Genomic DNA, 13,615 nt, shown 5'->3' on the forward strand with positions numbered 1-13,615 from the left:
CTGTTATGTTGCGGTATTTTCGTTATTGTTTCAATGCCTGATATATATTTTCTGCCAGAGAACGACTGATCCCCGGCACTTTGGCGATTTCTTCAGCACTGGCCCGTTTCAGCTCCTGTAATCCTCCCATAAATTTCAGCAGAGCCTGACGACGTTTGGGACCGACACCTTCAATCCCTTCCAGTGCACTGGTTCGCCGGCTTTTCCCTCTCTTATTCCGGTGACCACTAATCGCATGATTATGACTTTCATCCCGGATATGCTGAATCAAATGCAATGCCGGCGCATCACTGGCAAGGTGAAACTCATCGCCATCAACGGTCAGTAAAGTTTCAAGCCCGGGCTTACGGGTCACACCTTTGGCAATTCCCATCAGTAGCGGACGCTTCGGCCAGTCATCCCAGTAACGGGAAACAATCTGATGAGCTCGTGATAATTGCCCTTTCCCACCATCAATAAAGATGATGTCCGGAATCTTATCAACATCAATCTGTTTCGAATAACGCCGCTCAAGGACTTGTCCCATTGCTGCGTAGTCGTCTCCGCCGGTAATTCCGGTAATATTATAACGGCGGTATTCCTGCTTGACCGGACCTTCCTGATTGAATACCACGCAGGATGCAATCGTGCTTTCCCCCATAGTATGGGAGATATCGAAGCATTCCATGCGTTGAATCAGCTCCATTCCCAGCTCATCCTGAAGAGCCTTCACCCGCTGTAATATCGTCATCCGGTGGTTTTGCCGGGTCGACATTGCAGTCTGAGCATTGGTATTTGCCAGTTTCAGATATCGTCCGCGCACACCGGCTGGTTCGGTAAAAAACTGAACTTTCCGTCCGGACATTTCGGTCAGCAAAGTCTGAAAGACCTGAATATCTTCCAGTAATCCCCGGTTTACGATCACTTTTGTCGGCAGCGTCCGGGATTCATTATGAGAGAGATAATACTGCTTCAGAAAACTTTCAAATACCTCTTCATGTGTAGTATTGCCAGGAATTTTCGGGAAAAAACTCCGGCTTCCCAAAATTTTCCCCTGCCGAATCATCAGAACATGAATACATGCCAACCCATTTTCCTGAGCAAAGCCCAGAACATCAATATCATCGAGACTATCTGCCGCAACAAACTGCTGTTCCTGAACCCGCCGGATCGCCTGAATCTGATCCCGGTATTTAGCAGCCTCTTCAAAGTGCAACGACTGACTGGCCGACTCCATTCGTTCAACCAGCATCGAAACAACCTGCTGATCTTTCCCGCGTAAAAACAGCCGGAGGTCATCAACCAGCTCCTGATAAGATTCATCTGAAACCAAGCCCGGAACACATGGACCGGCACAACGGCCAATCTGATACATCAGACAGGGACGGGTCCGGTGTCCATAAACTGAATCTTCACATTGCCGGATCGGAAATATCTTCTGAATCAGATGCAAAGTTTCACGTACAGCGCCAGCATCAGGATAAGGACCGAAATACTCTCCCTTTCTCTTTTTGGCACCACGGAATACTGACACTCTGGGGTGCTTATGAGCACTGACAAAGATATAGGGATAAGACTTATCATCACGTAATAATACGTTGTATTTAGGCAGATATTGCTTGATGTAATTGTGCTCCAGAATCAATGCTTCTGTCTCGGTATGTGTTACCGTGACATCGATTCTGGCAATGTGACTGACTAACGCTTTGGTCTTTTCATTATCCAGTGTTTTACGAAAATAACTGGATAACCGCTTTTTGAGGTCTTTTGCTTTACCGACATAAATGACTTCAGCCTCGGCGTTATACATTCGATAAACGCCGGGCTGAGTGGTGACTGTCGCTAAAAAAGAGGAGGAATCGAATGCCTGGGTCACTACAAAGTCTCAGTATCCAGCATTCCGTGTCGTATCGCTAGATGGGTCAACTCGACATCACCACTGATATCCAGCTTAGCAAATAGACGATAGCGATAACTGTTGACTGTTTTCGGACTCAAATTCAACTGCTCTGAAATATCAGTGACTTTCTGTCCTTTGGTGATCATCATCATGATCTGTAATTCCCGTTCCGATAAATCGGCAAACGGATTTTCAGACGCAGGCGAAAACTGGCTCAATGCCATTTGCTGAGCAATTTCAGGAGAGATATAGCGCTGACCGCTATGCACAACCCGAATTGCATTCACCATTTCATCCGGCCCTGCCCCTTTGGACAAATAACCGGCAGCACCTGCCTGCATCACTTTCGTCGGAAACGGATTTTCTGTATGCACAGTCAGAACAATGATACGAATATCCGGATTATAACGCAGTATCTTTTTCGTTGCTTCAAGGCCGCCGATTCCCGGCATATTCATATCCATCAAAACAACATCTGCATGATTACTACGGCACCATTTTACCGCTTGTTCACCGCTATCAGCTTCCCCTGCTACGCTCATGCCACGGACGTCTTCTATAATACGTCGAATCCCTGTGCGAACCAGCTCATGATCATCTACAAGGAATACGCTAATCAAACCTGTATCTCCACAATCAATTGGTTCAACACCATCGGGCTGACTTTATATCGTCACTACCCAAACCTTAACTATCCCCTGACTATGAGCCCAAACAGCCACTTTGGCAAGTATTTCTTTGCCTCTCCGGGCCCGATATCAAACCGATCCCAAGATCTTGTTTCTGCAATAATACCTGTCTCAAAGACAAGATCCGAATCACTAACTGTACGGTCATCGGTATCGTGATACTACCATTGGTAAAAACCCGGGTAACATGACCAATACTCAAAAAAATACGCCTTGAACGGGTAACTTTAACAGTCCCCCCTCCTGGCGCATAAATCCAATTCAATAACACCGAATTTTCAGGGAATATAATCCTTGTTTACGTTACTTACGGATCTAAATGTCGCATTAGGAGCCAGCAAATACACACTTGCCATGCATCAACACATGCGAAGCAGATTAATCTGCTTTCTTGTTGAACCGATGAATCACTCCAGCCACATTTACATTCCGTTTGTTTCGTATTCAATCCATATGCATCATGGTAAACTACACCCGACTACAGATCACGCATCAAAACCTCATAAACCTCATTAGCTTCTTCAATCAAATGATTCAGCTCTCTGGCATCATTGTCAGACAACATAATCTGCCATGGTGAAGATGAGTGATCGTTCCCGGTCAGTTTTGTAGTTCTACCAGTCTTCTCAAAATGGATATCTTCAAAGGCGGAATGATAACACGCTTGGCACGAGTTCAACTCGACATCGATATGACCGACCGGGTTGACCTGTACATGAGCGTGATCTCTGTTTCCGCGATGTACTAATAAGTAATCTCTGTGCACAGTGATCATGCGACCCTCCAGACATGCTTATACCAGACATCCTTATATAGTGTAGAATACGCTCTGGACTTTACCGATAAAACTATAATGAAGATTGATCTGGATTAGATTAATTGATGAAATTATCGTGAACATAAATAACAAAATGAGTAACCAAGCTTGACACTCCGGAAAGGTTTTCTGCTGACCCGCCATGCACGGGATATCAATGGCACAACACAGATTGAACTTTGGGCTTCAACCCCTGAAGGGCCAACCCAGATTTTAATCCATCATGAAAAGCCCGTCTGCTTTATCCCGACAGCTAAAACCAAATATATGACCCGGAAATTCAGTCAGATGGAAATGTCTGTCGACTTAAAGCCATTGCCCCTCAAAAGTTTTTTTCACGAACCCCTGACAGCCTGCTACTGTCAGACGCTACAGGAAAGCAAACATATTCATGAAGTCTGTCATCAGGAAGACGTAGAAGTTCTGGAAGGCGATATCAAACTAGCCGAACGTTACCTGATGGAGCGTTTTATCCGGGGGAGTTTTGAATTTACCGGCCACATGACAACTCAGGGCAATGTCACCATCGTTCAGGACGCAAAGTGTCGCCGGGGAGAATATTTACCTACACTCAAAGTTGTTTCCCTGGATTTGGAATGCTCTGAAAAGGGAGAACTTTACTCCGTCGGTCTGGACAGCAATATGGACTCCCGAGTCATTATGGTCGGTTCTCCCCAGCAGACAGACAATGAGCATGCCCCTGTCATCCAGTGGGTGGAAAACGAACGGGCACTTCTGCTGGCTCTGGTTTCCTGGTTCCACACTTATGATCCGGATATTATTATCGGCTGGAACGTCATTGATTTCGATTTTCGTCTGTTACACCGCAGGGCCGATAAACATCAACTCAGACTTATGCTGGGACGAAACAGCCAAAGCAGTTATTTCAGGACATCCAGCCAGTCTCAACAGGGATTTGTAACCATTCCCGGTCGTGTCGTCCTCAATGGTATCGATACATTAAAAACCGCGACTTATCAGTTTCCTTCCTGGTCACTGGAATCCGTTTCGCAAACCCTGCTTAATGAAGGAAAAGCCATCCATCAGGTTCACGATCGAATGGATGAAATCAATGCAATGTTTCATCACGATAAAGTCCGGCTGGCAATCTATAACCTCAAGGATTGCCAGCTAGTCAACCGAATTTTTGCTCATACTCACCTGCTCGATTTTGTCATTCAGCGTGCTCGGCTGACCGGGATTGAGCTGGATCGGCTCGGAGGTTCAGTGGCCTCATTCACCAATCTTTATCTGCCACAGCTACACCGCGCCGGTTATGTTGCCCCGAACCTGAGTTCAGCGCACTGGCAGGCCAGCCCGGGCGGATATGTAATGGATTCGATCCCGAATCTCTATGATTCAGTACTCGTTCTGGACTTTAAAAGTCTTTATCCCTCAATCATCCGCTCTTTTCTGATTGATCCGTTAGGGCTGATAGAAGGATTAAAGCAGGAAGTCGGCCCGGAAGCACATCAGGCCGTTCCCGGATTTCGTGGCGGTCAGTTCCACCGTACCAAACATTTTCTGCCCCAAATGATCGAAACACTTTGGGCTGCCAGAGATGAGGCCAAAAAAAATAACGAAAAAGCGTTTTCTCAGGCTATCAAAATTATCATGAATTCATTTTATGGCGTTCTGGGTTCAGCTGGCTGCCGTTTTTTTGATACCCGACTGGCATCCAGCATTACAATGCGTGGCCATGAGATTATGAAACAAACCAGAACGCTGATTGAAGAACAGGGCTATCAGGTAATTTACGGCGACACAGATTCAACATTTGTCTCATTAGGAAAATCTTATCAGGCCGATGAAGCCGACCACATTGGCCGTCAGTTAGTGGCGCAGATCAATCAATGGTGGGACAATCACCTGAGGGAAACTTATCACCTGAATAGCTTTCTCGAAATCGAATATGAGACACACTATACCAAGTTCTTCATGCCAACAATCCGGGGCGCCGATACCGGTTCGAAAAAACGTTATGCGGGCCTGATCCAGACTTCAGACGGAGAACAGCTTATCTTTAAAGGACTGGAAAGTGCCCGAACCGACTGGACCACTCTGGCACAACGCTTTCAACAGCAGCTCTATCTGCGAATCTTTCATGGAGAGAATCCCTGCGACTATATCCGGGAGTTTGTTGAAGCAACGCTTGACGGCCAATATGATCAGGAACTGATTTACCGGAAACGGCTCCGTCGAAAACTCCACGAGTATCAGAAAAATATACCACCTCAGGTCCGTGCAGCCCGGATGGCAGATGAAATCAATCAGAAACGGGGTAAACCACTGCAATATCAGAATAAAGGGACAATTGAATATGTGATCACGCTGAACGGCCCCGAACCGGTTGCTTATCAGGCCAGTAAACTGGACTATCAGCATTACATCGACAAACAACTCAGACCGATTGCCGATGCGATTCTTCCTTTTATCGGCTATCAGTTTGATGACCTGACAAAACCGCAGTTGGGGCTCTTCTGATCATACAGATTAGACTTGTTACCCGATACGGAACTCGGTTTTCTGATACTGTTTCACCAACCAGTGACCATAATCGTCTAACAAGCCGATGACTGAGCGTTTCGGGATAACCCGCCGGGTCTTCAGTAAAATACCCAACCGTTCAACATCGGTCTTCTTTTCCGGATGATACTGCAAAAACTGCTCACCGCACGTAAGCGGGTCATCAATCCACTGTTTATCTTTGTACATCACCAGAGAGTAGCTGGCCCGCAGTAGTTTTTTGGCAATATTCTGCTGAGCTTTCACCTGTTCATCCGGCGCTTTAGATTTAGCAATTTTATCCCGGTAGTAACTCACCCAGTCTGCAACATCCATATTCCAGAATTTGGCGATCTCCCAACTGGGTTCATAATAACCAAAACACTCCGCCAGATCCGGACCATAAATACAAACCGCACAGTGGCGGAGCAGAAATCCCCACGAGAAAAGACTGTCCAGAGAAGCCACCTCTTCTACCAAAGCAGTTTCAATCGAAACATCGGTAACAAAGGGGTAATCTTTTTTAAAACGCCAGCGTAATGTATTGAAAATCGTCGTTTTCTGACTATCGAAAGCACTGTGGGTCACCACAATAACATCCAGATTCGAATGCCCTGGACGAGCAGTTTTTCGTGCCACGCTGCCATACACATAAACGCTGTGTAAATTATCTTTCAGGCCAGCCTTCAGATAAGCAACGAGAGAACGGATAACCGGCTGATACTGCTGCTGAAAAGGAATGTTCGGATCAATCACTGGTAATTGCATAACCGGAATTTGTAAACATATAAGACTCAGAATAAATGCCTAAAACCCCGCTATCATACACGAACCAGTGCTGTAAAAGATACTGTCATTCAATCACTGGTTTACCCTCAGATCTTGCCATAAAATTCCCCCTTAATTATCAGTGACACATACAGCCACTCCTCTTCAGATAACCAGAGACTGACGTTTTCTGCCAAAAGAAGACAACAAGAGATGATCAACACGATTGAGTCGGTATATAATCGGCTTTTCTCAAAACAATCTATGTTCAAAACAATCCATGTAAGGAAAAGCAATGCCGAAGGCAAGTGATATTAAAAAAGGCTTTGTCGTCGATACCAATGGCAAAATGCTATTGGTTAAAGATATTGAAATTACCACACCCGGTGGCCGCGGGGGAGCAAAAATCTATAAGTTTCGCTGCACCGATTTAACAACCGGTGCCCGGGTCGATGAACGATTCAAATCTGATGATGTTATGGAAACCGTTGATATGACCAAACGTCCGGTCAGTTTCTCATACGTTGATGGTGACGAATATATCTTCATGGATACCGAAGACTTTACTCAGTACACCTTTAAACAAGCAGACATCGCTGACGAATTGTTATTCATTAATGAAGAAACTCAGGGAATATATGTAGTACTGGTCAATGGTAAAGTCGTTGCGTTAGATCTGCCTGCCTCAGTCGAGCTGGTAATTGAAGAAACGGATCCTTCGATAAAAGGAGCTTCAGCATCAGCAAGAACTAAGCCTGCCCGCTTTGCAACAGGTCTGGTTGTACAGGTACCTGAATATATCGCAACGGGTGATCGCGTCGTGGTAAACACGACTGAACGTAAATTCATGAACCGGGCATAATTCGGATGGACCAACTCATTTCTTACGATGACGCCATTGATACGGCATACGACATTTTTCTGGAAATGGCTCCGGATAACCTCGAACCTGCAGATATCATTCTGTTTACGACGCAGTTTGATGATCGTGGTGCAGCAGAGCTGGTTGACGTTGCGGATGACTGGGCCGGACAAGTCGGCTTCGATGTCGATAAAGAAACTTATGCAGAAGTTCATATCGGGCTGGTCAACGAAGAGAATGATACGTTGGACGACATTTTTGCCCGGATGCTGATTAGCCGTGATCCTCAACAGAAATTCTGTCATATATTCTGGAAAAGAGACTAGAACGAACTGACCGATCATTGCATTTCAGTAAACTGACCATGTAAAGTCACTGTTTTCTGGCTGAGAAACAGTGACTTCTTTTTTGAGTTCTGCTCGCCAGTCTTGTAATGCCACATAAACAACAGCACGAATATTGCGTAAATTAAACCGTAATAAGACTCAAACTCCCTAAACGTATCATTGCCTGAAAACTTATTGCAAAATCAGTAACATTGACAAAATATTGACACTTCTTCACTGACAAACTACACTACCTGCCGATAGATTCGTGTGGCCTGTATTCCAGCTTTTGACTGGATAGACCATTTATTGATTAATATCCTATATAATTCCTGCCAGTTTTGACTGTTTATTATAAAATATGTTTCTAACACCTTATTTCTCAAGCAATAACCATCAGTTTCAGTTTACACGCCAGCAAGCAAGCCACTTCGCCAAAAAGGTTGCCGGTGATTTTAATCCTATTCACAATGAGGACAGCAAGCGTTTTTGCGTTCCTGGTGACTTACTTTTTGCGGTACTTCTGAAAAAAGAAGGTATTAGTCAGAAAATGAGGTTTCAGTTTTCCGGAATGGTTGGCGATGGTACACCACTCCATATTGAAAATACGCAAGGCCAGGAAAGTGCCGTTGTTGACGAAAACGGCAAAGAATATCTCCATATGAACCGTGATGGAGACGTTAGTCATAACGAGGCATTTATCGAGCACTTTGTGACCAGCTATGCCCGTTTTTCCGGGATGAACTTCCCACATGTTCTTGTCCCTCTGATGAAAGACAAAGAGGTGATGATTAACTGTGAACGCCCACTGGTGATGTATGAGAGTATGGAAGTAGAATTTACTCATCTCGATCTGACTCATCCGGAAGTCGATCTCAGTCATACAACCTTTGATGTCGATGGAAAACGCGGTCAGGTTACTCTGTATTTTAATTTCAGAGATAACGATCAGATTGTTGGCCGTGGAACCAAACGATTGGTGGTCAGCGGATTACGCCCTTATGATAACAGCGCAATCGAAAATCTGGTTGACCGGTTCCATGAACTCAAAAATGCATTTCAGGAACAACTGGCTGGAGAAGCGGCCTGAGCCCATTTGTATAAAGTCTGAGTCGGCAACAACACTTATTCATAAAAAACCGCTGTTTATTTTATACAGCGGTTTTTATTTACTGGTCAGAACGTTATATCCAGCGTCGGACTTGTCTCTGATAATCCCGATATTGCTCCCCGAATCGAACAGACAATGCCCGTTCTTCGGGAATAATCTGAAAATAGGTCATATAGGCAACAAACCCCACAGCACACAGAATTCCAATCAGATTTCCAAGCCAGTACACATCAGCAATCAAAATAAGCAACAGTCCCAGATACATAGGATTGCGGGATACCCGGAACACACCATGCGTAACCATCCTTGCAGCCAGCTCCGGGTTCACCGGATTCACCGTGGTTTTCACACGATAAAATGTCAGTAAAGCAAACAATCCCAGATAGGCAGAAAACATCAGACAAACTGCGGCAACCAGCCATTTGAAAGGTAACTCAACCGATGTCCCGGGGAACAACCAGCTACATAAGTGGATCAGAATGATTGCAGCAATAAATACGAATACAGGCGGAACCTTCAATGCTAAACGGTATTTCATGATTATCTCCACACTACGGCAGAGGGCTCGCGATACAGACAGCGAGCCCATCAGAATGGCATTAACTTTCCAGAAGGTGTTCCAATAACGCCTGTAGCGGGTGTTTGGGTTTGAGATGTTCAAACCGCTTCACCTGACTCCGGCATGAATAACCAGTGACCAGACAACGATCGGTCGGTAATTGCTCCAGATTCGGTTTCCAGCTCAGCCCATAGATATCTTTCGACATTTCGAACTTGTCAGCCTCATGCCCGAAAGTTCCTGCCATACCACAGCATCCAACAGCAACAGACTCAAGTTTTGCACCAAAATGGCTGAAAATCATTTCCCACTCTTTCTCACTATTCGGTAATTTGGTTTTCTCTGTACAGTGAGAAAAAAGATACCATGGCTCTGATGCAGAAACCGCAGGGAGTCCGGTCTGAAATCCGGATAAGCGTGGGATCATCCATTCGTGAACGCTCAGAACCTGAAACTCTCCCCGTTTATCTCCCAGAACTTCCTGATATTCATCGCGGTAACACAGCACCGTCGCAGGATCGACGCCAACCATAGGAATGCCCAGCGCCGCGACTTCCCGCAAAAACGCGGCGGTTGAGGTTGCTGTCGCTGTAAACTGTTTAAGAAACCCTTTGATATGCTGTGCTTTACCATTCGGTTTAAACGGCAGCAGAACCGGATGTTTCCCCAGTTGAATCACCAGAGAAATAAAGTCATCCACAACGTCAGCATCGTAATAACTGGTAAACGGATCCTGAACGATGATGACATAATCCTGCCGCACAGACTCTGGAAGCTGTGACAGCCCTTCGGTGTGATAAGGAACCAATGCTTTATGACGAACCCGTTTCGCCAGTGTCGGAACCGTCAGTAAAGGCGCATCAATATAACCAACCGTAGAACGGGTTACATCCTTCACCCACTTCTGAGACAGCATACTATTGACCAGTGTCGGTGCTTTTGCCATCAGTGGTAACATTGTTTCAATATTTGCAACCAGATAATCCTTCACCGGCCGCTGATAGCGGGTATGGTAAAGATTCAGAAAACGGGCCCGGAAGCTGGGAACATCAACTTTAATCGGACACTGGCTGGCACAGGCTTTACAGGCCAGACATGCATTCATTGCTTCGTAGACTTCATGAGAAAAATCGTATTCTTTCTCTTTATTCCAGGAGTGACGTATCCGATCAATCAGTGTTTTCACTGACAAAGCCGAGTTTAACGTTTGTTTTTCTAAATCAAGAATATCCACGCCGTTTTCTGTCAACTGGCGCAGCCATTCACGAACGAGTCCGGCCCGGCCTTTCGGAGAATGACGTCGATCCGCAGTCACCTTCATTGAAGGACACATCGGAGAGCTGGTTTCATAGTTAAAACATAAACCGTTACCATTACATTCCATTGCCTGTTTGAAGCTATCACGAACCTGAACGTCAATCTGCCGGTCAAAATAACCCCGTTTGACATCCGACACTTTCACCAACTGCTGATCAGAGTCCAGTGGCGTGCAGATTTTTCCCGGATTCATTTTGTTGTGCGGGTCAAATGCACCTTTCACGCGCCGAAGCTCCTGAAACAGCTCTGCGCCGAAAAATTCCGGACCATATTCAGAACGATAGCCTTTACCGTGTTCCCCCCACATCAAGCCACCATATTTAGCAACCAGCTTCACCACTTCATCCGAAATGGTATGCATCATCGCTTCTTGCTGAGGATCACACATATCCAAAGCCGGGCGAACGTGAAGCACCCCGGCATCGACGTGACCAAACATACCGTAAGCCAGTGATTTAGAATCCAGTAAGGCACGGAATTCTGCAATGTAATCAGCCAGATTCTCAGGCGGGACACAAGTATCTTCTGCAAACGGAACCGGTTTTGCCCGCCCTTGTGCCGCCCCCAGCAAACCAACTGCTTTTTTTCTCATGTTGTAAATGCGGTTAATGCTGGCCAAATCCTGACAGACCTGATAGCCAATGATTCCGGCTTCCTCATTTTCCAGCATCTGATCCAATTGTGCTGTCAGAGCTGCAACCTGAGATTCAATTTCAGCCAGATCCTGTCCGGCATATTCAACCATGTTAATCCCCAGCATTTCTTTTCCGGGAACATCAGATAGCAGATCTTTTACGCTGTGCCAGACAATATCCTGCTTCGCCAGATTCAGTACCTTTGAATCAACGGTTTCAACAGATAACGCCTGAGCTTCAACCATAAACGGAGCATTTCTGAGGGCTGAATCAAAACTGTTATATTTTACATTTACCAGCATCCGGACCTTTGGTATCGGTGTCAGGTTCAGCTTAGCTTCGGTAATAAATGCCAGCGAACCTTCAGCACCACATAAAACCCGGGTCAGGCTAAATGTATCATTGGTATTATCCAGCGCGTTTTTCAGGTCATAACCGGTTAAGAAACGGTTCAGCGGTGGAAATTTTTCCAGAATCTGAGTGCGTTTTTCACGACAGACCGATTCGGTTACAGTCAGCGCTCTGGCTGCATAGGTATTACTCTCCGGCAAACCGGCAGACAAGTCAGTTTCCAGAATAGAGCCGTCAACAAACACTGCCTGCAGTGACAAAACATGATCAGAGGTTTTCCCGTATTTCAGCGACCCCTGCCCGGAAGCATCCGTGTTAATCATGCCTCCCAGTGTTGCCCGGTTACTGGTGGAAAGATCGGGAGAAAAGAAATAACCATAAGGTCTGACAGCATCATTCAGTTGATCTTTAATCACACCGGCCTGAACACGAACCCATCCTTCTTCCGGGTTAATTTCCAGTATCTTGTTCATATGGCGGGACAAATCAACAACGATACCTTTAGTCAGTGATTGTCCGTTAGTCCCGGTGCCACCGCCCCGGGCCGAAAAAGTAACACTCTCATAAACGGGTTTAGCACTAATCTGACCGATCAGCGCAACATCTTCAGTCGTCTTCGGGTGGATGACTGCTTGCGGTAACTGCTGATAAACACTATTGTCTGTAGATACAGCAAGACGGCTTGAATAGTGTGTTTCTATATCACCGGAAAAACCGTAAGTTTCGAGTTCTTGTAAAAATTGAGATATGACGGGATCGACATCGGATTGATGGTGAAGTCTCGGTAACATTTGCTTCCTGTCCGTACGACGCTGACTTCAGTGCAGCGCTGGGTTAATACTTTTTTGTTCTTGATCTTTGAGTCAGGTCACTTTACAACATTTATAGAGGTGATTAAAACAGAATCTCAGTGCAAGAATAGGAAAAGGCATGGTGTTGTGCCTTGTTGTTTAAATGTTTTGATGGACAATCATATGAAAAAAAGTCAAGTAGTCACCACAGAAGATATTCTGCTGATGCTGTGCCAGTCTGTTTCCAAGGTGCTTACGACAGCGACAGCCTCCCAGATCACTTACTCTGCCATGGTCCAGAAAATTAACAAAACTGCTTTAAAACCTGATTTCGGTTGTTTTGTTCTTTTTGACGGCGGTTTTACCGGACTGGTTGTGATTAATTTCAATGCAAAAGCTGCACTGGAAATCTACAGTAACTACATGCGTAATATGGGAATGCCGGAAGAAGAACTGGCTGTATTACATACTTCTGATGAAGTCGGTGATGTATTAGGTGAGCTGATGAACCAGCTTGTGGGCGACTTTACCAACAAAGTTCGTAAAGAACTACAAACCAACATTACCCAGAACCAGCCTAAAATGTTATCACTGAACAAACAGGTTCTTCTTTCCGTGGATACAAATCTGGATCGTCCTCAGGCACGCCGGGTCACATTCTCCACTGAGAAAAACAATATTTTCTATCTTGAACTGGCAATGGACAAAACTGAGTTTATTCAGTTAGAAGAATTTGAAGTCTCCGAAGATGAAAACCCGGATGACATTCTCGAATCAGCCTGGCAACAATCTGCGGCTTCCACAAAAACCAAGTCCTCTGACAACGGCACTCAGAACAAAAGTGATAATCAGCAGGATGTCAGTTCTAATGCAGCAGCAGACCTGCTGGACCAACTCGGTCTGTAAACCCTTCACATCCGAGTGTTGGCCGTTGAGCCAACACTCTTCCCGCTCAGTGTCTCCCTCTCAGAAACAATGAGAATTGGTTAGCCAGTTTCTGATGAC

11 protein-coding genes are annotated in these 13,615 nt (G+C 45.5%); 5 read left to right on the top strand and 6 right to left on the bottom strand.

Annotated elements, in window-relative coordinates; all coding sequences use genetic code 11:
• Nucleotides 1-22 precede the first annotated feature (22 nt).
• The 3 genes from uvrC to OCU74_RS09080 form a co-directional block, all read right to left on the bottom strand.
• Nucleotides 23-1,855: an excinuclease ABC subunit UvrC gene (gene uvrC / locus OCU74_RS09070; RefSeq protein WP_087479420.1), complete on the bottom strand. Its 1,833-nt coding sequence runs from the start codon at nt 1,853-1,855 to the stop codon at nt 23-25.
• Nucleotides 1,855-2,499, bottom strand: a complete 645-nt coding sequence (gene uvrY / locus OCU74_RS09075; RefSeq protein WP_087479421.1) for a UvrY/SirA/GacA family response regulator transcription factor — start codon at nt 2,497-2,499, stop codon at nt 1,855-1,857. Before uvrY ends, uvrC begins: the two co-directional genes overlap by 1 nt.
• Nucleotides 2,500-3,046: 547 nt before the next feature.
• Nucleotides 3,047-3,343, bottom strand: a complete 297-nt coding sequence (locus tag OCU74_RS09080; protein ID WP_087479422.1) for a hypothetical protein — start codon at nt 3,341-3,343, stop codon at nt 3,047-3,049.
• A 150-nt stretch (nt 3,344-3,493) separates the two neighbouring features.
• Between OCU74_RS09080 and OCU74_RS09085 the strand changes: the two genes are divergently transcribed.
• Nucleotides 3,494-5,869: a DNA polymerase II gene (locus OCU74_RS09085; protein ID WP_087479423.1), complete on the top strand. Its 2,376-nt coding sequence runs from the start codon at nt 3,494-3,496 to the stop codon at nt 5,867-5,869.
• An 18-nt stretch (nt 5,870-5,887) separates the two neighbouring features.
• Here the strand turns inward: OCU74_RS09085 and OCU74_RS09090 are convergent, their stop codons facing one another.
• On the bottom strand, nt 5,888-6,658 hold the full coding sequence (locus OCU74_RS09090) for a nucleotidyltransferase domain-containing protein (RefSeq protein ID WP_087479424.1): 771 nt from the start codon (nt 6,656-6,658) through the stop codon (nt 5,888-5,890).
• 295 nt (nt 6,659-6,953) lie between these two features.
• Between OCU74_RS09090 and efpL the strand changes: the two genes are divergently transcribed.
• The 3 genes from efpL to OCU74_RS09105 all read left to right on the top strand — a co-directional run bounded on the left by efpL (nt 6,954) and on the right by OCU74_RS09105 (nt 8,936).
• Nucleotides 6,954-7,520, top strand: coding sequence for an elongation factor P-like protein EfpL (gene efpL / locus OCU74_RS09095; RefSeq protein WP_087479425.1), 567 nt, complete (start codon nt 6,954-6,956; stop codon nt 7,518-7,520).
• A gap of 5 nt (nt 7,521-7,525) precedes the next feature.
• Complete coding sequence (locus tag OCU74_RS09100) at nt 7,526-7,846, top strand: HI1450 family dsDNA-mimic protein (RefSeq protein ID WP_087479426.1); 321 nt, start codon at nt 7,526-7,528, stop codon at nt 7,844-7,846.
• A gap of 361 nt (nt 7,847-8,207) precedes the next feature.
• The gene (locus OCU74_RS09105; RefSeq protein WP_087479427.1) at nt 8,208-8,936 is read left to right on the top strand and encodes a DUF3581 domain-containing protein; all 729 of its coding nucleotides are present in this window, start codon (nt 8,208-8,210) and stop codon (nt 8,934-8,936) included.
• A gap of 94 nt (nt 8,937-9,030) precedes the next feature.
• On the opposite strand, the gene OCU74_RS09110 is transcribed toward OCU74_RS09105, so the two are convergent.
• Nucleotides 9,031-9,495: a methyltransferase family protein gene (locus OCU74_RS09110; RefSeq protein WP_087479428.1), complete on the bottom strand. Its 465-nt coding sequence runs from the start codon at nt 9,493-9,495 to the stop codon at nt 9,031-9,033.
• A 61-nt stretch (nt 9,496-9,556) separates the two neighbouring features.
• The gene (gene ydiJ, locus OCU74_RS09115) at nt 9,557-12,610 is read right to left on the bottom strand and encodes a D-2-hydroxyglutarate dehydrogenase YdiJ (protein ID WP_087479429.1); all 3,054 of its coding nucleotides are present in this window, start codon (nt 12,608-12,610) and stop codon (nt 9,557-9,559) included.
• A 183-nt stretch (nt 12,611-12,793) separates the two neighbouring features.
• Between ydiJ and OCU74_RS09120 the strand changes: the two genes are divergently transcribed.
• A complete protein-coding gene (locus OCU74_RS09120; RefSeq protein ID WP_200807651.1) occupies nt 12,794-13,516 on the top strand; it encodes a DUF3334 family protein in 723 nt (240 codons plus the stop codon).
• Nucleotides 13,517-13,615 lie beyond the last annotated feature (99 nt).

Source organism: Vibrio mangrovi (genome assembly GCF_024346955.1).
Lineage (GTDB): Bacteria > Pseudomonadota > Gammaproteobacteria > Enterobacterales > Vibrionaceae > Vibrio > Vibrio mangrovi.